The following is a 21548-nucleotide window of genomic DNA, read 5'->3' as shown; positions in this document are numbered from 1 at the left end:
ACAAATTTCGCACATAAATTTTAATCGCTTCAATGTGCCGTTTCACAAATATATTGGTTAATTCTAAAATAGTTTTAGTTAATTTGCATTAATTATGAAATCACAGCATCAAGTCGTTTTATCTATAGGCAGTAACCAGGGAAACAGGTTAGAAAACATCGAAAGCTGTATCGCTTTGATACATCAGGAAGTGGGAACTGTAATCAGGGTTTCGAAGCTTTATGAAACGCCTGCCTGGGGCTTTGAGAGTGATGCATTTTATAATTGTGCCTTGCTTTTGCACACTACTTCATCGGCACAAAAAATATTAAATCAGGTTTTAAAAGTCGAAAAACAATTAGGAAGAATCAGATCCAATCAGCAAGGATATCAATCCAGAATTATTGATGTCGATGTTATTGTTTTTGATGATGAAATTATTGAAACAGAAAAACTTCATATTCCGCATCCTTTAATGCAAAACCGAAATTTTGTTTTATTGCCAATGCAGGATTTGAAATTAGACTGGAAACATCCTGTTTTTCAAAAATCTATCTCAGAATTAATTTCAATTTCACCAGATGACAGCGTTTGTACGGTTGTTCAGGATTTGAAATGTCCGTTGAATGAAATTTCGTTACAGAAATACAATTATATTGCTTTTGAAGGAAATATTGGTGCGGGAAAAACGACTTTGGTTCATAAAATTGCAGATGATTTTAATGCCAAAACGGTTTTAGAACGTTTTGCAGACAATCCGTTTCTGCCTAAATTTTATAAAGACCAAAACCGATATGCTTTTCCGCTTGAAATGTCTTTTCTGGCAGATCGTTACCAGCAATTGTCTGATGATCTGGCCCAGTTTGATTTATTTAAAGATTTTATAGTTGCAGATTATCATATCTTTAAATCGCTGATTTTTGCTAAAATTACTTTGCAGGAAGACGAATATCGATTGTACCGAAATTTATTTGATATCATTTACAAAGAAATGCCAAAACCGGATTTGTATATTTATTTGTATCAGAATACCGATAGACTTCTGCAAAATATTAAAAAACGCGGCCGAAGCTACGAACAAAACATTGAAGCTCAATATTTAGATAAAATCAACAACGGATATTTGGAATACATTAAATCTCAAACCGATTTAAACGTATTGATTATTGATGTTTCTGACCGTGATTTTGTAAAAAAACAGGAAGATTATCTTTTCGTTTTAAATGAAATTAAGAAGAAATTGAATTAGATAATTAGAGAACGTGTCGATGAGATAATTATTTACTGCATTCAATAAATTATCTAATTATCTCATCGACACATTTTCTAATTTAAAAATTATCTTTTGAGTGTAAAATGTCCTCTTAAAACAGGTTTTGTATTGTCAATTTTTAAAGCATACCAATAGTCTGAAGCCGGAAGCGGTGTTTTTTCAAACGTTCCATCCCAGCTCATTTTAGAAGCATTTAATTGTGCTACAAGTTTGCCGTAACGATCAAAAATGGTTACTTCAGCCTGTGGATAATTTTCCATTCCGGTTACTTCCCATAAATCATTATAAGAGTCATTATTTGGGGTGAAGAATGGAGGAAAAACTAAAACGACAAAGTTTTGTGTATCACCGCCGCAGCCGCTTTTCTCGCGTGCATAAGCCGTTTGAAGTCCGCCCGGAACCTCATAAAAAACATTCGAATCCTGAAAGTTTACTCCATCAACAGAAAATTCAAAATAAGAAGTTTCTTTTTTGAGATAAATAATAGCACGAGTTCCGTTTACATCAATTCGATCAATTTCCGGAACCTCATGTTCTTCAACAACAACTGTTTTTCGGCTTGTACAATTTTCTGGAGATGGACTTGTTACATCTACCGTATAAGTTCCGCCTTGAGAAACGACAGTAGTTTGTGTTGTAGCGCCATTTGACCATAAATAACGCATTCCTGAAACTCCTGCATCCAGTGTTACGGTTTGATTTTGACATAAAGCCACAGTTTCATCATTGACAACAGGCGGTGTATAAATTTCAATATTTACGGCAGCACGATTTGGATTAACACATCCGGAATTTGAAGCTTCGGCATAATACGTTGTATTTGTTGAAATAGTTGGTGTTGTAAAACTTGTTCCTGTAAAAATGCTTGTTCCGCCAGAAGAAGCTGTAAACCAATTTATAATTCCAATATTTGAAGACGCTGTAATTGTAACAGATCCGGGACCACAATTTGAATAGGTAGATTGACCAGCAATAGGATTTGCCGGGGTTGTATTTACAGTAGCTGTAACTGATTTTCTGTTTGATGCGCATCCGGCATCGACATAATAAGTTGTGGTAGAAGTTATAGTTGGTGTTGTATACGTATTTCCGGTTCCTAATACATTTCCTCCCACAGCGGCATCATACCAGCTGATGGTTGCACCTGCGGTTGCTGTTGCGGTAAAAGTAAAAGTTCCGGAATCGCAAACCGGATTTGGATTTGCTCCGGGTGTCGCCACTGGAATTGTAATTTTTGTACTTGCAGCAATTTCAAGCGGAGATTCGCCGGGCATTCCGCCATACTCAACAACATAACCTTTTGGCTGATAAGCATCGCCGGGCGTTAATGATCCTGTGTTTGAAAGGTCATTCCATGAACCTCTTATTCCAACGCCGGGTTGTGTAATATGCGCATAATCTTCGTCACCTAAATTGTTTGGTTCTCCGGAATTCCAAAAAGTATACGTCATTACAGTTCCTGCTTCTGGACCTGTAACCCATTTCCAAACGCCTTCTGTTTCGGCATCGCTTCCGCCAATCCATCCCGTTCCAGATGCTTGTTCACCTATTAACTGCGCTTCATCCTGAGATAAAATGGTTGCCAGATATCCTTTTAATCCATAATAAGTGCTTGCTTCTGCAGCGGCTTTGGCACTTGTCCATGTAATGCCAATACTTGGAACAAATAAATAAAAGTGCTGTGTTGAAGGTAAATAATTGGCGTTACCAATTGTTATTGAAAAAGTTTTTGTTCCTGATGCTGAAGCCGAAGGATTTGTAAAAACTACATCTTTTACAGCATTAACTAAATCAGCATATAAAACGTCAGCGCCCGTTGGGCTTGTTATGCTTAATTTTCCGGCTGTTGCATCCCAGCTTGTAGTTACATTAGGGTGTGATGCCGGGTTTGAGAGCATAAGCTGATCGAAACCACTTGAATAACCTGATGAAATTTGAATATAAACAGCCTTGGTTCCTGTCTCTGCAGGATCATGGGTAATGGTAAAATCAGTTACGATTTTTATTGTGTTTTGAGGGCAGTATAATTGATCTCCGGTTGCTTTAACAACAGGAGGAGTAATGGCAAAGTTTAATCTTGAATGCTGCTTTTTATTTGATTTAAGAGTATCGTTAGAATTTACAATTATGTTTTTATTTTTAATCGTAGTTTTTTCGACTGCGTAAGACTGGGTAAGGCTTAAGGCGAATGCTATGGTGGTTATTTTTAGGTAATTGATAGTTTTCATTTTATAAAAGTATCACTTTTATAATAATAAAAAAATATATTTATATTTCTAACATTTAAAGTTAGAAACTAATTTAAAAATCACACCTTTTTAATAAAAATATTCTCTAATAGTTATTTGGCCAGTTTAATTTTTGGAACAAATCCCAAACTACAATTCCGGCACTAACGGAAATATTTAAAGAATGTTTTGTCCCTAATTGCGGAATTTCGATACACCCATCGCAAATAGCAACCGCTTCCTGAGCAACGCCATAAACTTCGTTTCCAAAAACCAAAGCATATTTTTGATTCTTTTCGACTTTAAAATCCTGAAGGAAAACAGCGCTTTCTACTTGTTCAATAGCAAGGGTCAAAACGTTTTGTTTTTTTAAGTTTTCAATAACTTCCAATACATTTTCGTGATGTTCCCAAGCAACAGTTTCAGTTGCGCCAAGTGCAGTTTTATGAATTTCTTTGTTTGGCGGAGTAGCGGTAATCCCGCACAGAATTATTTTTTCGATCAAAAAAGCATCGGCAGTTCTAAAAACAGAACCAATATTGTGTAAACTGCGAATATCATCCAAAACTAATATCAAAGGAGTTTTGTCTGATTTTTTAAAATCTTCGATAGATTTTCTTTCCAATTCGCTATTTTCAAGTTTTCTCATTGTAGTAAATTCAGGTCATAAAAAAAGCTTCCAAAGATAAGGAAGCTTTTTCGATATTTAATTGTTTTTCAGATTAGCTTTTTACTGGATCTGGTAAAACAGTACCTTTAATTGTAAGTACTTTTGTTGGTTGTCCTTCAGCGTTAGAAGTAACAGTTACTGTTTTTGTAAATGCACCAACTCTGTCAGTAGCATATTTTACACCAATAATACCTTTAGCACCTGGAGCGATTGGCTCTTTTGGTGTTGTAGGAACTGTACATCCGCAAGATCCTTGAGTGTTAGTGATGATTAACGGTTTTGTTCCGTTGTTTACAAAAACAAATTCTCTTTTACCGTCAGCATTGTGAGCGATAGTTCCGTAATCGATAGTTTCTGTTTCGAAAAGCATTCCAGCTCCTTCTACTTTTGCAACTTTAGCAGCTTTTGCTTTTTTAGTTGTTTGTGCGTTAGTAGCCGTAATACCAGCTACAGCTAACATAGCGAATAAAATTATTTTTTTCATTTTTCAGGGTCTTTTTTAATGATGAACAAAGCTATATAAAATTCTTATATCTGAACATAAAAAAATCTTAAAATATTTTAATTTTTGAAGCCCTTCGATATGCCGCCAAAAAATTATAAATTCGCTGTCTTAATTTTTCATTTAAAAACATATCAATTTTGGCAGCTAAAGAAAAAGTGGTAAAGGAAACACCTTTAATGAAACAGTACAATGAAATCAAGAGAAAATATCCTGATGCATGTCTGCTTTTCAGAGTAGGGGATTTTTATGAAACCTTTGGAGAAGACGCCATTCGAGCTTCTAAAATTCTTGGAATAACATTAACCAAAAGAGGTGCAGGCTCTGATACCGAAACTGCTCTTGCCGGTTTTCCGCACCATTCTATCAATACGTATTTGCCAAAATTAGTAAAAGCCGGACTTCGTGTAGCGATCTGCGATCAGCTGGAAGATCCAAAAATGACAAAAACCATCGTGAAACGAGGTGTTACAGAATTGGTAACTCCTGGGGTTTCTTTAAACGATGAGGTTTTGCAATCTAAAACAAATAACTTTTTAGCATCGGTTTATTTTGCTAATAAAAATATCGGAATCTCTTTTTTAGATGTTTCAACGGGAGAATTTTTAACAGCACAAGGAAATGCCGAATACATTGATAAACTGCTTCAAAATTTTAATCCGAGTGAAGTTTTAGTTCCAAAAACCTGTAAAACAGATTTTAAAAATGCTTTTGGAGAAGATTTTCACAGTTTTTATCTTGAAGACTGGATTTATAAGGAAGATTACGCTTTAGAAACTCTAACCAAACATTTTCAAACCAATTCTTTAAAAGGTTTTGGTGTTGAAGAATTAAAGGAAGGAATAATTTCTGCAGGAGCAATTTTGTATTATTTATCCGAGACACAGCATAATAGAGTGCAGCATATTACCGCAATTCAGCGAATTGCAGAAGATGCTTATGTCTGGATGGATCGTTTTACGATTAGAAACTTAGAATTATACCACAGTTACAATCCAAATGCAGTAACACTTTTAGATGTAATCGACAGAACGCTTTCGCCAATGGGTGGCCGTTTGCTGAAACGCTGGCTGGCACTGCCTCTTAAAGACGCAAATAAAATAAAAGGGCGGCATGATGTGGTTTCGTACCTGAAATCAAATCAGGAAGTTTTGCAGAATATTCAATATCAAATTAAACAGATTTCAGATTTAGAACGTTTGATTTCTAAAATCGCAGCAGGAAAAGTATCGCCGCGTGAAGTTGTTTATTTGAAAGAATCTCTGGACGCTATTATTCCGATAAAAACATTGGCGCTAGAAAGTCCTCAGGAAGCTGTAAAAGTTATCGGAGACAGTTTGCATTCCTGTGATTTGTTGCGAGAAAAAATTAAAAACACATTAAACCAGGATGCGCCGGTTGCTATTTCAAAAGGAAATGCAATTGCAGCAGGAGTTAATGAAGAATTAGACGAATTAAGATCGATTTCTACATCAGGAAAAGAGTTTTTAGAAGGAATTGAAAGAAGAGAATCCGAACGTACCGGAATTTCTTCTCTTAAAATATCATTCAATAATGTTTTCGGATATTATATCGAAGTTAGAAATACACATAAAGATAAAGTTCCGGAAGAATGGATTCGTAAACAGACTTTAGTAAATGCAGAGCGTTACATTACAGAAGAGTTAAAAGAATACGAAACTAAAATTTTAGGAGCCGAAGAAAAGATTCATAAAATAGAATCAGAACTTTTTGAGCAGTTAGTAGCATGGATTGCGACTTATATTAAACCAGTTCAAATGAACGCTTATTTGGTTGCACAATTAGACTGTTTATGTTCTTTTACACAAATGGCTGTTGAGAACCAATATGTATGTCCTGAAATCGATGATACTTTTGAATTGGATATTAAGAACGGAAGACACCCTGTCATCGAAAAACAACTGCCGGTTGGAACTCCTTACATAGCCAATGATGTTTTTCTGGATCGTGAAACACAGCAGATTATTATGATTACCGGACCAAACATGTCAGGTAAATCGGCTATTTTAAGACAAACGGCTTTAATTGTTCTTTTGGCTCAAATGGGAAGTTTTGTTCCTGCTGATAGTGTAAGAATGGGAATTGTTGATAAGATATTTACAAGGGTAGGGGCTTCGGATAATATCTCGATGGGTGAATCAACTTTTATGGTTGAAATGAACGAAACAGCTTCGATTTTGAATAATATTTCCGATCGTAGTTTGGTGCTTCTGGACGAGATTGGAAGAGGAACGAGCACTTACGACGGAATTTCGATTGCCTGGGCAATTGCAGAGTTTTTGCATGAGCATCCGTCAAAATCAAAAACATTGTTTGCGACCCATTATCATGAGCTGAATGAAATGACAGAACTGCTTCCTAGAATTCAGAATTTTAATGTTGCAGTAAAAGAATTAAAAGACACCGTACTTTTTGTTAGAAAGCTTGTAAAAGGCGGAAGCGCACATAGTTTTGGTATTCACGTAGCGAAAATGGCCGGAATGCCGCAGCTGGTTATTTCAAAAGCACAAAAACTTTTAAAGAAATTAGAAAAAGATCATTCCAGCGATGCGTTAAATGGTGTGAAATCTGCCAATGATGAAATGCAGATGAGTTTCTTTAATCTGGATGATCCTTTATTGGAAGAAATAAAAGAAGAAATTTTAAGCCTCGATATTAATGCGATTACACCTGTTGAAGCGTTGATGAAGCTTAATGAGATTAAGAGAATGCTGACTAAGAAATAAAATTTAAAAAAAAATCAAGTTTAAACTTTAGGTTATCAGAATGTTATAAAATAACTGGATTTTTTTTAAAAAAAGGCTTGTTTAATTGAATAAATGTCCTAAATTTGCACTCGCAATACGAAACAAATCAAGTGTTGCGGTTCTTAAACAAAATTTGAAAACGCGAAAATAGCTCAGTTGGTAGAGCGCGACCTTGCCAAGGTCGAGGTCGCGGGTTCGAGCCCCGTTTTTCGCTCAAAACCATACAATGCTTGGGTGGTGTTATTTTTAATTAATTTTTTTAAAAAATTAGCTTAAAAAAAACATTTAAAAGTATAATGCTCGGATGGTGAAATTGGTAGACACGCTGGACTTAAAATCCAGTGAACAGCAATGTTCGTGCGGGTTCAAGTCCCGCTCTGAGTACTAAAGCCTCTTCTTTTGAAGAGGCTTTTTTTATTTGCAGACTTGTAAATAATAAATTTACGCAGTAAATTTATTCGAATCTCAGAATCTTAGAATCTCAGAATCTTAGAATCTCAGAATCTCAGAATCTCAGAATCTCAGAATCTCAGAATCTCAGAATCTCAGAATCTCAGAATCTCAGAATCTCAGAATCTCAGAATCTAAAATCAACAATCTAAAATCTAAAATTCAAATATGGGTGCTTTTGTAATTAGCAGGCGATTTAATGATGAATATAAGTTTGTGTTTACTTCAAGAAAAGGAAAAGTGATTTTTACGAGTTTAAGCTATGAGTTGAGATTTGAATGTGAGGAGGATATTGAGAAATTTAAAAAGACAATTGAGCTTGCTAAATTTTTAAAGTTTAAAGGCTCAGGAGGGAAGTATTTTTTTAAATTAATGCTTGGGGATGTTCATTTTGCAACAAGTCGAAAATACACTACAGAATTGCTTTTGCAAAAAGGAATAAAAGAAATCGTGAATTATGCTTCAAGAGCAGAGATTTTAGATTTCTCTTCAAATGAACCAATTTTTGAAGATGAAGAGGTTTTTGCGGAAGAAGAGGCGGATTAAAAAAAATAAAATTTCAATGTTTAATTTCAAAATCCAATAATCTCTTATGTGTTATTGGATTTTTTTTGTTTTGATAATTCCTTTCAAAATGATTTTGATTAGGATTTGCATTTGTAGTGCCTGGAATTTAAAATATTGGGATTTTGTTAAATTATAAGCATAAAAAAAACCATCACGATGGATGGTTTTAAAATCTTTAGAATTTAAGTTCTAATTATTTTTTTACTTCTTTAGCAGCATCTTCTACTTTTGTAGCAGCAGAATCAACTTTAGCAGCAGCAGAATCAACAGTTGCAGCAGCAGAATCAACTACAGCAGCAGCAGAATCAACAGCAACAGCAGTAGAATCTACTGGAGCTTCAGCAGCAGCATCAGCTTTTTTACAAGATACAACAGTTAAAACAGCAACAACAGCTAAACTTAAAAATACTTTTTTCATCTTACTTTATTATAAAAGGTTAATTATTAATTCGTGGCAAAGATATAAATTTTTTAATATGTAAAATATTTTTTCACTTTTTTTTTAAAATATTTTCCTTGCGCACGTTTATCTTATTTATCAAAGAATATGCCAAAAATATAAAATTTTCTTAAATTATCTAATATTTTGTCTAAATTATTTTTTGTTGAATATTCTATCGCAGAATTGGCTCTTTTGTTTCTGTCTGTTGCATTTTATTTTGCTTTTTAAGGATTATTATGATAAGCAAAAAGATAAACAAGACTTATTTTTAATGTCCTCTTTTTAAAAAGATGACTCGTAAATAGGGTTTTAAGCTGATTTGGTTACGATACAATTGAAATAATGGTATTTGAAGCTCCTTTGTTGTCCTGAATAAAAGTTTTGCAAATACGGCTTTTTTCTTTGAGAAATTGATTGTCGTTTAATAAACGATCCATAATTTCTTTTAATTCGGATGAACTGGAAATTGGCATACATCCGCCAATCTCAACCAAAGAAACAGCTTCTGCAAAATTGGAATAATTCGGGCCAATTACAATCGGGATTCCAAATGCTGCAGGTTCCAGAATATTATGAATTCCAGGATTTCCAAATCCGCCTCCAACATATGCTATTGTTCCGTAACTGTAGATTTTTGTTAATATTCCAATTGTATCAATTATAAAAACATTGTATTTTGATAAATCCTGATTCTCTTTTTCAGAAAATAAAATAGCTGGTTTGTTAATTTGTGATTTTAAGCTTGAAATTTGATCTGCTTTTATATTATGGGGAGCAATAATAAATTTTACATTTTCGGGAGCCTGATTAATGTATTCGGCAATTAAAATTTCGTCTTTCGGCCACGAACTTCCAATGACAATTGTCTGTTGATCATTCTTAAAGTTTTCGACATAGTCCAGCGTATTGTCTCTTTCTAAAATGGCTGCCACACGGTCAAATCGGGTGTCGCCGGAAACAATAACATTATTGAATCCGAGGGCTTCAATTTTTTGTTTTGAACTTTCATTCTGAACAAAAAAATAAGTAAACGCTTTTAATGCCTTTCTGTAAAATCCTCCGTACCATTTAAAGAACATCTGGCTGTCTCTGAAAATTCCCGAAATCAAATATGTTGGGGTTTTACTTTTTTCTAATTCTTTTAAATAATTTAGCCAGAATTCATATTTAATAAAAAAAGCAAATTCAGGATGTACCAATTTTAAAAACTTTTTTGCGTTGCTTTTTGTATCCATAGGCAGGTAAATGGTGATGTCTGCAGCCGTATTATTTTTACGTACTTCGTATCCTGATGGAGAAAAAAAGGTTACAATAATTTTATGTGAGGGATATTTTTCTTTGATTTTTTCGATTACAGGCAGACCTTGTTCATATTCGCCAAGTGAAGCAGAATGAAACCAGATTGTTTTGTCTTCGGGTTTTATTTTTTCTTTTAAAATGTTAAAAACATTTTTCCTGCCATTTACGAAAAGCTTAATTTTCGGACTAAATAGGGCTGCGATTTTTAAGAAAAATCCTGCTATATGTATGACTAAATTATATAAAAAAAGCATGTAGTAATTTTTGCAGCTAAATTACATTTCTTTCGTTTATTTTCATTGGTTTGAAGGGATTAATAACTATTTTTGTTGCTCCTTTCTCACATTCTGGTTTAATAGAAAGGCTTTTTAAAATAAAATATCGAAAATGAAAAAAATACAAATGGTTGACTTAAAAAGTCAATACGAAAAAATAAAAACGACTGTAGATGCTTCAATTCAAGAGGTTTTAGATACAAATACTTACATAAACGGACCTTTGGTTCATCAGTTTCAAAAAAACCTTGAAGATTATTTAGGGGCAAAACATGTGATTCCATGTGCAAATGGAACTGATGCTCTTCAAATCGCTATGATGGGATTGGATTTAAAACCAGGCGACGAGGTTATTACTGCCGATTTTACTTTTGCTGCTACTGTTGAGGTTATTGCCTTGCTGCAATTGACTCCGGTTTTGGTCGATGTAGATTTGCATAATATGAATATCGATATTGATGCAGTTAAAAAAGCTATTACACCAAAAACAAAAGCGATTGTTCCTGTTCATTTATTTGGCCGCGCTGCCAATATGGATGCGATTATGGAAATTGCTAAAGAGCATAATTTATATGTAATTGAAGATAATGCTCAGGCAATTGGTGCTGATTATATATCTAAATCCGGATCAAAATCTAAAGTTGGAACAATTGGTCATGTTGCTGCAACTTCATTTTTTCCATCTAAGAACTTAGGATGTTACGGAGACGGAGGTGCAATTTTTACAAATGATGATAAATTGGCTCACATCATCCGCGGAATTGTAAATCACGGAATGTATGAGCGTTACCACCACGATGTTGTGGGTGTAAATTCTCGTTTAGATAGTATTCAGGCCGGAGTTTTAAATGCAAAACTGCCTTTGCTGGATGAATATAATAAAGCACGTCGACTAGCGGCAACAAAATACAATGCGGCTTTTGCCGGAAGTAAACATATTATTACTCCGGAATTTAATGCAAACGAAAATGATCACGTTTTTCATCAATATGTATTGAGAATTTTAGATGCCGATAGAAATGCTTTAATGCAGCATTTATTGGATAAAGGAATTCCATGTGCGATTTACTATCCAATTCCACTACATTCTCAAAAAGCATATTTAGATCCTCGTTATAAAGAAGAGCAATTTCCGGTTACAAACCAATTAGTGCAGGAAGTAATTGCTTTGCCAATGCATACTGAACTTGACGATGAACAAATTAAATTTATTACAGATTCTGTTTTAGAATTTTTGAATAAATAATAAAAGCCAAAATAACCACAAAACAACCAAATAAATGAAAGTATTAGTAACAGGAGGATTAGGATTTATCGGTTCTCACACTGTAGTCGAATTGCAAAATGAAGGCTTTGATGTTGTGATAATTGATAATCTTTCAAACTCTTCAGAAGATGTTTTAAAAGGGATTACAGCCATTACAGGAAAAACGCCTTTATTCGAAAAAATTGATTTAAGAGAAAAAAGTGACGTTCGGGATTTCTTTAAAAAACATAATGATGTTACTGGAGTTATTCATTTTGCAGCTTCAAAAGCTGTTGGTGAAAGTGTTGAACAGCCATTGTTGTACTATGAAAACAACATTAGCAGTTTAGTTTATCTTTTACAGGAATTGCAGCAAAAACCTGAAGCAAGTTTTATTTTCAGCTCTTCTTGCACGGTTTACGGTCAGGCCGAAAAAATGCCAATTACAGAAGATGCTCCGGTTCAAACTGCCATGTCTCCTTATGGAAACACAAAGCAAATTGGAGAAGAAATTATTACAGATACAGCTAAAGTTACCAATATCAGTGCTATTTTATTGCGCTACTTTAATCCGGTGGGAGCACACGAATCTGTAGAGATTGGTGAATTACCGTTGGGCGTTCCTCAAAATTTAGTTCCGTTTATTACGCAAACGGGAGTAGGATTACGTCAGGAATTATCGGTTTTTGGAAATGATTACCCAACGGCGGACGGAACTGCTGTTCGTGATTATATTCATGTTGTAGATTTAGCAAAAGCACACGTAATTGCTTTACAGCGTTTGTTAAACAAAAAGAATTTAGCAAAAGTTGAAACCTTCAATTTAGGAACAGGAAAAGGAAGTTCTGTTCTTGAAGTCATTCACAGTTTTGAAAAAGTCAGCGGTAAAAAATTGCCTTATAAGATGATGCCTCGTCGCGAAGGTGATATTACTGAAGCTTATGCAAATACAGACAAGGCAAATAACGTCTTGGGATGGAAGGCTGAATTAAGTCTGGACGAAGCAATGGCAAGTGCTTGGAAATGGGAACAAAAAGTGAGGAATAAGTAATTTTTAATAAAATTATAAATTTTTAAAATCCCAGATTATAGCAATATAGTTTGGGATTTTTTTTAGCTATTAATTATCATGAAACAAAGTTTAGATTATAAATTAATATTTGCCTTAGCGGCTGTTGGAATTATTTGGGGAACTACCTTTTTAGGAATTAGAGTTGCGGTTGAAACGATTCCGCCTTGGTTTGTAACTTCAATTCGTCAGGGATTGGCGGGATTAATCATGATGATGATTTTATTATTCAAAAAAGAATTAAAATGGATTGGCTGGGAAAATTTAAAACATCAGCTTGTTCCTTCTATTTTGATGATTGTAGTGGCAAATGGTTTTACAACCGTTGCAGAACAGACTGTGCCAAGTGGACTCGCTTCGGTAATCAGTGCGATGTCTCCTATACTTATTTTTCTGGGCAGCATTTTGTTTAAACTGCAAAAACCAAGTTTAAGAGGATTTGTTGGAGTTATAATAGGATTTTCTGGAGTGGTTTTTATATTTAAAGATGGACTGGGATCTTTTTTAGATGCCGATTACAGAATCGGAATGATGTTTATGGGGTTTGCGATTTCCGCATGGGCTGCCGGAACAATTTATACCAAAATTCATGGCAATAAATCTAAAAATATAGTTCTTAATTTATTTTACCAGTTTACAATGGCTTCATGCATTCAGATTGTTTTGGCATTTATTTTTTCGCCTACTATTGATGTGAATTTATGGAGTGCGAAAAGTATTTTAGCAGCGTTGTATTTGTCAATTTTTGGTTCTGTAATTGCTTTCTTCAGTTATAATTATGCGTTGAAACACGTTACTCCGGTTCAGGTTTCTATTTTGGCCTATATCAACACGATTATTGCGGTGTTTTTTGGCTGGCTGATTTTAGATGAAAAAATTACTATTGATTTTATAATTGCAACAATCCTGATTATTTTGGGAGTTTTTATTATCAATTACAAAAAGAAGGAAAAGGAAACTGTATAAATTTTGATCCATTTTATTTTGTAAATTTGTAAGAATTAAAACTATAGGAATAATGAATTCGGATAAAGAAAATAAAAAGAATAACAAGGTTGAAGAGCCAAGGGTAGAATACGAAGTTCAAAAACCCAAATTTAAAGGAATAGACCCTGAAACTTTTGATTTTGATGCTGAGTTTGCAAAAGGATTAACACCTGAGCAAGCAAAAGCAGAATCGATTAGAAGAATTAGAGAATGGTGGGGGAAATAGGGATTATTTATACGCCAGAAGTAATACGATATTTAGACGATTTGGTTATAACTTTATATAAAGAAGAGTATTTTGGCTTTATAGAATCTGCAGAAGAATATGTTTCTAATATCTACTATGCTGTTTCGGAAAGAATAAATAAATTTTCTCAAAAGAAAACTCCGCATTTGATGCAATATTTAGGTTCTAATTATATTTTTTATAAATCCAATACAAGAACAACTTGGTATATCTTTTTTGAAAAAAGAAATCAAAATTACCTGATTACAGGAATTCTAAATAATTACAGTGAAGAAGTAAAAGAATTATAAAAACCAAATCCTCATAAACCAATTAAAAAGGTTATGAGGATTTTTTTATGTGATTTAGATACGAAAGACGCACTGCAGTGCGCCTCTACGATTAAGCATTAGCAACAGCAGCTTCTTTATTAATTTTATTAATCAATCCAGTTAAAACTTTTCCAGGCCCAACTTCAGTAAACAAAGTCGCGCCGTCAGCGATCATTTGCTGTACAGACTGAGTCCATTTTACAGGAGCAGTTAATTGAATGATTAAGTTCTTTTTAATTTCGGCAGCATCAGAAACTGCATTTGCTGTAACGTTTTGGTAAACTGGACAGCTTGGAGCAGAGAAAGTAGTTGCTTCAATTGCAGCTGCTAATTCTTCTCTTGCAGGTTCCATCATTGGCGAGTGAAAAGCACCTCCAACAGGTAAAATTAAAGCACGTTTTGCTCCTGCAGCTTTCATAGCTTCACAAGCTTTTTCAACAGCAGTAGTTTCTCCAGAAATTACTAATTGTCCAGGACAGTTGTAATTTGCAGCCACCACAACACCGTCGATAGAAGCGCAAACTTCTTCCACAACATTATCAGCTAAACCTAAAACAGCCGCCATTGTAGATGGAGTGATTTCGCAAGCTTTTTGCATTGCCAAAGCACGTTGAGAAACCAATTTAAGTCCATCTTCAAAAGATAAAGTCCCGTTAGCAACCAAAGCCGAAAATTCTCCTAAAGAATGTCCTGCAACCATTTCCGGTTTGAAATCCTCTAAAGTTTTTGCTAAAATAACAGAGTGTAAAAATACTGCTGGCTGTGTAACTTTAGTTTCTTTTAGTTCTTCGGCAGTGCCTTCAAACATAATATCTGTAATTCTAAAACCTAATATTTCATTGGCTTTTTCGAATAATTCTTTGGCTAAAGCCGAATTTTCATAAAGGTCTTTACCCATTCCTGTGAATTGTGCACCCTGACCCGGAAATACGTATGCTTTCATTTGTCTAATTTAATTTTTACTTCTTTTTAAAATTGAAAATTAGTTTCAATTGGAAGGCAAAAGTACTATTTTTTTATTTCGTATAATCTTTAAACATATAAATCCATGCTAATCTTGAAAATCTAAGATTAAAAGGTGTAAGCAAAGTAATGACAACAGCAATAATTGGAAGGATTCTAAGATCAAAATTCTTTTCAAAGAAAAACTGTGCAATACAATACGTTGCGATGCCTTGAGCTACAGTTAATCCGTAGTTTACGTACATAGCACCAAAGAAATAACCAGGCTCTTTTTGGAATTTATAATGGCAGTGACTGCAGTATTCGTTCATTTTTGGGAAACTGAAATTCAGAAAAATATTTTTGTCTGTAAAAACTTTTCCTTTATGACAAACAGGACATTCGTTTTTTAAAATATGAGTTAATGCGCTTGACATGATATTGTTGATTTTTGTTTATACAAAGTTAATTTAGAGTATTATAAAAGTCTTTTTAGTATCTTCGCTTATTATAGCACAATAGAGACATTTTTTGATTTAAATTTCAAAGAATAAAATCCAAATTTCAAAATGAAAAAGTATCCTATTTATAGTGTTCAGAATTTCAGCTGTAACGATATCCACCGTGATTTTTATGTCAATACTTTTAAAGAGCATCTAAAAAGTCACAGTTTTGTCGAAGAACCGCATCGGCATGATTCGTATTTGATGGTCTTTTTTACCAAAGGTTCGGGATTGCATGAAATCGATTTTGACCAATTCGAAATAAAAAGAGGAAGTTTGTTTGTGCTTCAGCCAGGACAAATGCATCATTGGAATTTGTCTGAAGATATTGAGGGATTTGTAATTATCTTTTCGCAGGAATTGTACAATTTATATTTCGGACAAAAGAAAATCAACGATTATAATTTTTATCATTCTATTCAAAACCGGCCGGAAATGGTTTTTGAAGAAAAAGAAATTCCTAAGATCCTTCCGTATTTTGATTTGCTGATTCAGGAAAATAGTCAAGAAAACAAATACCAATTAGACAAATTATTGAATTTATTGGATTGTATTCATATTGAAGTAGCCAGAAAATATGGCGAAACGTATTCGCATCAAACGCATTCATATAATATCAAAATCAATAAGTTTGAATCGCTTTTGGAAGAATATTTCAGAACCCAAAAACTGCCTTCGTTTTACGCAGAAAAACTAAATATCACGCTGAAACATTTAAACAGAATCTGCAATGAAATCCTTAAAAAAACAGCCACAGAAGTAATCACAGATCGAGTAATTCTGGAAATAAAAAGAATGCTGATCGACAAACAATTAGCCGTAAATGAAGTTGCATTCAAAGTTGGCTACGAAGATTATTCTTATTTCTCCCGATTCTTCAAAAAACAAACCGGAATGTCGCCAACAGAATTTAGAAATATAAAGTAAAAAAAAGGCTTCGACTTCGCTCAGCCTGACAGCCGTATTCTTAAAGATAACGTATGTCAGGCTGAGCGAAGTCGAAGCCCCGTTCCTAAAAGAAAAATCCTGTACTAAAAAGTACAGGATTCAATAACCAACCAATTAAATCTAAACCTGATTAGGCTTGTTTTACAAATTGTAATTCAATGTTCAAACGAACTTCTTCACCTACTAAAACACCACCTGTTTCAAGAGCTGAGTTCCAGTTTAAACCCCAATCTTTACGATTAATTTTTCCTTCTATGCTTAAACCTACTTTTGTATTTCCCCAAGGATCAGTCATGATTCCGCTAAATTCAACTGGGAATTTTACTGTTTTTGAAACACCTTTAATGTTTAAATCTCCAGTTAATTCAAATTCACCATCATTAATTTTTTTGAAAGCAGAAGATTTGAAAGTTAATTTTGGATGATTCTCAGCGTCAAAAAAATCACCACTTCTTAAATGTCCGTCACGATCAGCATTTGCAGTATCGATTGAAGCGATATCAGCAGAAAAACTGAAATCTGCATTATCAAAACTTTCTCCTTCTGTGATTGCAGAAGCCTCGTAAGTTCCAAATTTTCCTGAAACATTAGTAAACATCATATGTTTAACTTTAAAACCAATTTCTGAGTGAGTTGGGTCAATTGACCATTTTGTAGTTGCCATAATTTTATTTTTTAAATAATTAATTTAATTTTGATAGGACAAAGTTACGATGGCAGTTGTCCTTAAGCACTTAACCTAGATTAAGAAATGTGAAAGACCTAACAGGTTTTTAAAACCTGTTAGGTCTCTCGCGATTATTTTTTATTCATATAAAATGTCAATGCTCCTGATGGACATTTATTAACAGTAGAAATAATTTTTTCAGTTGTAGATTTATCTGGTGTAATCCAAGGTTTTTCTTTTGGACGAAAAACATCCGGATTGTTTTTAACACAATTAGCTGAATGGATGCATTTTCCAGATTGCCATACAATTGTTACTTCTCCGTTTGTATATTCTTTAGTGAGGTTATTTGGATTCATGGTTTAAAATTTTAAGGATGAATTTAATTTTAAAGTCAGACCAATTTTCTTATTTATAAAGTTAATCTTTCTTTTTTGAAATGAAGCAAAAAAAGAAACGATAATAATCTGATTTCCAGATTTATTATCGTTTCAAAGTACAGGTATTAATTGTTTTTTGTCTGAATTAATAATGCATCGGAATGTCCATTAATAAAAATTCAGCATCAGAGTTTGCTTTAATATTTAAAGTATCAGTTCCTGAAATCCCAACTGCATCACGAGAATTTAATTCCTGACCGTTGATAGTTACATTTCCTTTTAAAACGAAAGCATAAACCCCGTTTCCTTCTTTTTTGATTTTATACTCAGCAGTTATTCCAGCATCGAAATTTCCCATGTTAAACCAAGCGTCCTGATGAATCCAAACACCTTCATCATCTGCATTTGGAGATAAAATCTGAGACAATTTGTTATGTCTGTCTGCAACATCCAAAGTAATTTGCTGGTAACGTGGCGTAACATTTCTTTTATTTGGAAACAACCAAATCTGCAACAATTTAGTCTGCTGATCTGCATTCGGGTTAAACTCACTATGTTGAACTCCGGTTCCGGCGCTCATCACCTGAATGTCACCATTTTTGATGATTTCAGTATTTCCCATACTGTCTTTGTGAGCCAAATCACCTTCTAACGGAATCGTAATAATTTCCATATTATCGTGAGGATGCGTTCCAAATCCCATTCCCGCAGCAATTGTATCATCATTCAAAACACGAAGCGCTCCAAACTGAATTCTGTCAGGATTGTACCAGCTCGCAAAACTAAAACTGTGATAAGCATTTAACCATCCGTGATTTGCATTTCCTCTTGATTCTGCTTTGTGTAATACTATATTTTCCATGATTTTGTCCTTTCGTTATTTTTATAGTACAAAGATACGGTCGATATAATAGAAAAGCTCTTAATGTAGATTAAGTTCTTTAAGGTATTGAGTTTTTGAGGTTCTAAGAAGCTAAGTTTTTAGTGCAAACTTTCAAAGCTACAGAGGATCAAAGATTATTTTTTGCCTCAAACGCTTTTAAATAGAAGTTATTTTGTTTTTGTTCCTTTCAATTCGGTCAGTTCTCTTTTTAGAAGCTCAATTATTTCGTTTTTAAGATCGATAATTTCGAGCCTCGCATCGGCTAATTCTTTATAATTGGTATTTGTTTCTGTATTGTTTGCTTTTAGCATAGATCCTTCACCGGTTAAAAGCCAGTTTGCATCAATTTCATTATATCTTTTCAGCAAATTTTGTATTGGTGTTATTCCTGCATTTGTTCTCTTTTTACAGATTTCTGTAATAAGAGAGGTACTGACATTTAATTCGTTAGCGAAATTTTTTGGGTTTTCAATAATTTTTTCCGCTAGCAAATACTTGTAAGTGTCTAAAAATCTGGTAGTTATGTCGTTCATCAAAAAAAAATTACAGATTTTTGTATTTTGTAAGCGATTTTTTACAGAATTCTGTATATATTTGCAGAATTATTTATGGACACAAAGATAAACTTTTTGTTATGACAATCGAACAAATTAAAGAAAAAACACTCTACGGTGATTATACTTTGCTTGGTCAGGTTATGGGAATTAATGCGCCTGCCGCAAAAATGAGATTCTTTCGTGGAGATGAAATTGCAAAAAAAGCTTTGCTTAAAATAATTGCAAATCGAGAAGCATTAATTAAAGAATTTCAAAAGAAACAAAACAGTTTGCATTAAAGTAAAGCCGCAAACTGTAAGGAAAAATGAAGATCATTAATAAATGAAATAAAAAAATATGCGATGGAAAAGAGTAACACGAAAATTTACAAAACTTTTGATTCTTATATTTTAGAAGCACTGTTTTTAAAATATGGTGTATCAAAATATTATATACGCCAAAGTATAAGTGGAACTGTAAAAGGGATAACACCTGATCATATAAAAAAAGATTACGACACGATGGAGAAAATCCGTAAAGACATCGTTACGATGCTTATAGAAAAAACACTTTAGATTAAACAAAACCAAAGAAATCTACCAAGATTATTGTTAAATAATGCCCAGCCCCAAAGCTAAATTTTAAAAGCTATTTTTCTCGTATGAGCTCTGGATTAAGTACCTGCTTATTTCATCATTATAAGCGTGAAAGATTCAATAAACGTCTTTTATAAACCTTAAATAATACCACAATTACTCAATCTATATACGAATACCCGAAAGGGTATTCACTTCCTATGCCTTGTAATTCTGTTGTTTTTTAGCAGTAAGCAAGGTGTATTTTTTAAAATAATTAATTTAATTAAACAATGAAAACAAATCTATTTTCTATATGGCTTGTGTGTTTGGCCGTATTATTTTCAGTAAACATTCACGCCCAGATGACTATTGGCGGAAAAAAAGAACCCGAGGCTTTTTCAGTTCTCGAACTTCTTAATAAGGGAGGACTTCGACTGCCTCAAATGACAACTACAGAGCGTGATGCTTTTGCAGTAAGAAATAACGATAAAGGTAACGGACTTATTATTTACAATAAAACAACAGGTTGTGTGGAATATTGGAATGCTTCGCGCTGGGTGTCTTTATGTGATGATACTGCAGGTGATAATTTGGGAAACCATACTGCGACTCAAGATTTAGCAATGAGCGGTAAAAATATTACAGGAGCAAAGGATATTACGGGTACAGGACTTCTAACTACAAATACGGCTACTATTACTCAAGGTGCTGATGGGAAGGCTGCTGTAAAAGGAGCAGTAGCTACCTCTTCAGATAAAGACGGTAATCTTATATGGGTGAAATCAGAAGATGTTGGGGCAAAAGTATATAATTCTGTTGCAGTTGCTCCTGGGGCAAGTTATACTTTTACTTTAGATAGTGATCCTACTTATGCTAATTATATGATAACGAGTGGTAATGCCTGTGGTATTTCTATGATGTTAAATATTGGTACCTATTATGATAGTATGGCTTTTTTGGGAGGTTCTGGAGGGGCTGGTGTTTATACAGCAACAAATCAAGATGCTTATTCTAAAAAATGGAAATTTACGGCTACAACGTTAGGTTGTCAAGATGGAGCAAATAGTACGGAATATAATGTTACAGTAGCAAAAGCTGGTAATAAAATAACGATTACTAATAACGGTAATGTTAATAAGGTTTATAATATAAGACAAAAAGTTTAAAATTTTTAAATTAAAATCAGAAACAGCTATAAGACACTTTTTTATAGCTGTTTTTTTTATGTAGTAACAAAAAGCGGCGTGTGCAATCGTAAATGTTTATAATAATTCGTTGCATAATTTAATGAATTTTTGAAATTGTTCATGTACAATTCTCGGTTTTTGAAATAACTTTTTATAAGTTAATTCTGTAATAATAAAATCATGTCAGTGTTATTATTCCTTGTTCTTAGGAATGATAGGATTTTTTGTTGTGCATATAAAAAAATGAATTATTTAATTCTAATCAATTTCCCTTTCCCAACCACTTCATCAAGATAATTTGCAGAAGAACTTTTTTTATCATGCATAAAAAAAGGAATCGTATCTTTTTCGATTTGATCTTTTTGAATACTGATAATCAAATCCATGTTGATGAAATTATCTAACAATATTACATTGCCATAAGAAAATTTTCCTTTTGGCATATACTTACTGTCAAAAACAAAAACACTATCCTTAAAAGTAATTTTATCTTTTAGGATATACACATTGTCTTCTTCAATCAAATAATTGTAGCGGCCAGTAAGCTTATCTGTTTTTTGGTTGAAGCTGATAGAAAATAAGGTTATTAGTAAAGCAAAATATTTCATAAT

24 protein-coding genes and 2 tRNA genes are annotated in these 21548 nt (G+C 33.5%); 14 read left to right on the top strand and 12 right to left on the bottom strand.

Features of this window, described 5'->3' with window-relative positions; genetic code table 11:
• The first annotated feature begins 94 nt into the window (after positions 1-94).
• Complete coding sequence (folK, locus tag BUC29_RS01030) at positions 95-1228, top strand: 2-amino-4-hydroxy-6-hydroxymethyldihydropteridine diphosphokinase (protein ID WP_073412531.1); 1134 nt, start codon at positions 95-97, stop codon at positions 1226-1228.
• Positions 1229-1317: 89 nt separating this feature from the next.
• Here folK and BUC29_RS01025 read toward each other — a convergent pair whose 3' ends face one another.
• The 3 genes from BUC29_RS01025 to BUC29_RS01015 all read right to left on the bottom strand — a co-directional run bounded on the left by BUC29_RS01025 (position 1318) and on the right by BUC29_RS01015 (position 4634).
• On the bottom strand, positions 1318-3480 hold the full coding sequence (locus tag BUC29_RS01025; protein WP_073412529.1) for an Ig-like domain-containing protein: 2163 nt from the start codon (positions 3478-3480) through the stop codon (positions 1318-1320).
• A 106-nt stretch (positions 3481-3586) separates the two neighbouring features.
• Positions 3587-4129 carry an RNA methyltransferase gene (locus BUC29_RS01020; protein ID WP_073412527.1) on the bottom strand — a complete coding sequence of 181 codons (543 nt, stop codon included), beginning with the start codon at positions 4127-4129 and terminating at the stop codon, positions 3587-3589.
• A gap of 73 nt (positions 4130-4202) precedes the next feature.
• A complete protein-coding gene (locus BUC29_RS01015; RefSeq protein ID WP_053471598.1) occupies positions 4203-4634 on the bottom strand; it encodes a DUF1573 domain-containing protein in 432 nt (143 codons plus the stop codon).
• Between the two features lie 158 nt (positions 4635-4792).
• Here BUC29_RS01015 and mutS point away from each other — a divergent pair, with 158 nt between their 5' ends.
• From mutS to BUC29_RS00995, 4 genes are all read left to right on the top strand, one after another.
• A complete protein-coding gene (gene mutS, locus BUC29_RS01010) occupies positions 4793-7399 on the top strand; it encodes a DNA mismatch repair protein MutS (protein WP_073412525.1) in 2607 nt (868 codons plus the stop codon).
• A gap of 162 nt (positions 7400-7561) precedes the next feature.
• Positions 7562-7634: transfer RNA gene (locus tag BUC29_RS01005), tRNA-Gly, on the top strand.
• Positions 7635-7718: 84 nt separating this feature from the next.
• A tRNA-Leu gene (locus BUC29_RS01000) sits at positions 7719-7804 on the top strand.
• 234 nt (positions 7805-8038) lie between these two features.
• Positions 8039-8416, top strand: coding sequence for a DUF1508 domain-containing protein (locus BUC29_RS00995; RefSeq protein WP_073412523.1), 378 nt, complete (start codon positions 8039-8041; stop codon positions 8414-8416).
• Between the two features lie 214 nt (positions 8417-8630).
• Here BUC29_RS00995 and BUC29_RS00990 read toward each other — a convergent pair whose 3' ends face one another.
• Together BUC29_RS00990 and BUC29_RS00985 are read right to left on the bottom strand one after the other, a co-directional pair.
• A complete protein-coding gene (locus tag BUC29_RS00990; protein ID WP_073412521.1) occupies positions 8631-8855 on the bottom strand; it encodes a PG1828 family lipoprotein in 225 nt (74 codons plus the stop codon).
• A gap of 347 nt (positions 8856-9202) precedes the next feature.
• Positions 9203-10432 carry a 3-deoxy-D-manno-octulosonic acid transferase gene (locus tag BUC29_RS00985; protein WP_073412519.1) on the bottom strand — a complete coding sequence of 410 codons (1230 nt, stop codon included), beginning with the start codon at positions 10430-10432 and terminating at the stop codon, positions 9203-9205.
• Positions 10433-10565: 133 nt separating this feature from the next.
• Between BUC29_RS00985 and BUC29_RS00980 the strand changes: the two genes are divergently transcribed.
• The 5 genes from BUC29_RS00980 (at position 10566) to BUC29_RS00960 (ending at position 14292) form a co-directional block, all read left to right on the top strand.
• A complete protein-coding gene (locus tag BUC29_RS00980) occupies positions 10566-11699 on the top strand; it encodes a DegT/DnrJ/EryC1/StrS family aminotransferase (RefSeq protein WP_073412517.1) in 1134 nt (377 codons plus the stop codon).
• A 34-nt stretch (positions 11700-11733) separates the two neighbouring features.
• On the top strand, positions 11734-12750 hold the full coding sequence (gene galE, locus BUC29_RS00975; RefSeq protein WP_073412515.1) for a UDP-glucose 4-epimerase GalE: 1017 nt from the start codon (positions 11734-11736) through the stop codon (positions 12748-12750).
• Between the two features lie 78 nt (positions 12751-12828).
• On the top strand, positions 12829-13734 hold the full coding sequence (locus BUC29_RS00970) for a DMT family transporter (protein WP_073412513.1): 906 nt from the start codon (positions 12829-12831) through the stop codon (positions 13732-13734).
• A 52-nt stretch (positions 13735-13786) separates the two neighbouring features.
• Positions 13787-13981: a hypothetical protein gene (locus BUC29_RS00965; protein ID WP_073412511.1), complete on the top strand. Its 195-nt coding sequence runs from the start codon at positions 13787-13789 to the stop codon at positions 13979-13981.
• Positions 13966-14292 carry a hypothetical protein gene (locus BUC29_RS00960; RefSeq protein ID WP_073412509.1) on the top strand — a complete coding sequence of 109 codons (327 nt, stop codon included), beginning with the start codon at positions 13966-13968 and terminating at the stop codon, positions 14290-14292. The genes BUC29_RS00965 and BUC29_RS00960 overlap by 16 nt, the downstream gene beginning before the upstream one ends.
• 91 nt (positions 14293-14383) lie before the next feature.
• Here the strand turns inward: BUC29_RS00960 and fabD are convergent, their stop codons facing one another.
• Both fabD and BUC29_RS00950 read right to left on the bottom strand, forming a co-directional pair.
• Positions 14384-15256, bottom strand: coding sequence for an ACP S-malonyltransferase (fabD, locus tag BUC29_RS00955; protein ID WP_073412507.1), 873 nt, complete (start codon positions 15254-15256; stop codon positions 14384-14386).
• 73 nt (positions 15257-15329) lie between these two features.
• A complete protein-coding gene (locus BUC29_RS00950) occupies positions 15330-15692 on the bottom strand; it encodes a DUF983 domain-containing protein (RefSeq protein WP_073412505.1) in 363 nt (120 codons plus the stop codon).
• A 132-nt stretch (positions 15693-15824) separates the two neighbouring features.
• On the opposite strand from BUC29_RS00950, the gene BUC29_RS00945 reads away from it, so the two are divergent.
• Positions 15825-16685: a helix-turn-helix domain-containing protein gene (locus BUC29_RS00945; protein ID WP_073412503.1), complete on the top strand. Its 861-nt coding sequence runs from the start codon at positions 15825-15827 to the stop codon at positions 16683-16685.
• A gap of 151 nt (positions 16686-16836) precedes the next feature.
• On the opposite strand, the gene BUC29_RS00940 is transcribed toward BUC29_RS00945, so the two are convergent.
• The 4 genes from BUC29_RS00940 to BUC29_RS00925 all read right to left on the bottom strand — a co-directional run bounded on the left by BUC29_RS00940 (position 16837) and on the right by BUC29_RS00925 (position 19169).
• Positions 16837-17370 (bottom strand): YceI family protein, encoded by a 534-nt coding sequence (locus BUC29_RS00940; protein WP_008467251.1) that lies wholly within the window; start codon positions 17368-17370, stop codon positions 16837-16839.
• A gap of 134 nt (positions 17371-17504) precedes the next feature.
• On the bottom strand, positions 17505-17732 hold the full coding sequence (locus BUC29_RS00935) for a (4Fe-4S)-binding protein (protein WP_073412501.1): 228 nt from the start codon (positions 17730-17732) through the stop codon (positions 17505-17507).
• A 166-nt stretch (positions 17733-17898) separates the two neighbouring features.
• Positions 17899-18615: a pirin family protein gene (locus tag BUC29_RS00930; RefSeq protein WP_073412499.1), complete on the bottom strand. Its 717-nt coding sequence runs from the start codon at positions 18613-18615 to the stop codon at positions 17899-17901.
• A 188-nt stretch (positions 18616-18803) separates the two neighbouring features.
• Positions 18804-19169, bottom strand: coding sequence for a hypothetical protein (locus BUC29_RS00925; RefSeq protein ID WP_073412497.1), 366 nt, complete (start codon positions 19167-19169; stop codon positions 18804-18806).
• Between the two features lie 101 nt (positions 19170-19270).
• On the opposite strand from BUC29_RS00925, the gene BUC29_RS00920 reads away from it, so the two are divergent.
• From BUC29_RS00920 to BUC29_RS00910, 3 genes are all read left to right on the top strand, one after another.
• Entirely contained in the window at positions 19271-19471 is a 201-nt protein-coding gene (locus BUC29_RS00920) for a hypothetical protein (protein WP_073413555.1), read from the top strand.
• Positions 19472-19534: 63 nt separating this feature from the next.
• Entirely contained in the window at positions 19535-19747 is a 213-nt protein-coding gene (locus tag BUC29_RS00915; protein ID WP_073412495.1) for a hypothetical protein, read from the top strand.
• A gap of 293 nt (positions 19748-20040) precedes the next feature.
• Positions 20041-20916, top strand: a complete 876-nt coding sequence (locus tag BUC29_RS00910) for a hypothetical protein (RefSeq protein WP_139260375.1) — start codon at positions 20041-20043, stop codon at positions 20914-20916.
• Between the two features lie 269 nt (positions 20917-21185).
• On the opposite strand, the gene BUC29_RS00905 is transcribed toward BUC29_RS00910, so the two are convergent.
• Complete coding sequence (locus tag BUC29_RS00905; RefSeq protein ID WP_073412491.1) at positions 21186-21545, bottom strand: hypothetical protein; 360 nt, start codon at positions 21543-21545, stop codon at positions 21186-21188.
• Positions 21546-21548: the final 3 nt, after the last annotated feature.

Source organism: Flavobacterium defluvii, assembly GCF_900129555.1.
Taxonomy (GTDB): domain Bacteria; phylum Bacteroidota; class Bacteroidia; order Flavobacteriales; family Flavobacteriaceae; genus Flavobacterium; species Flavobacterium defluvii.
Note: the sequence above shows the minus strand (reverse complement) of the source record. Positions and strands in the feature narration are given on the sequence as shown.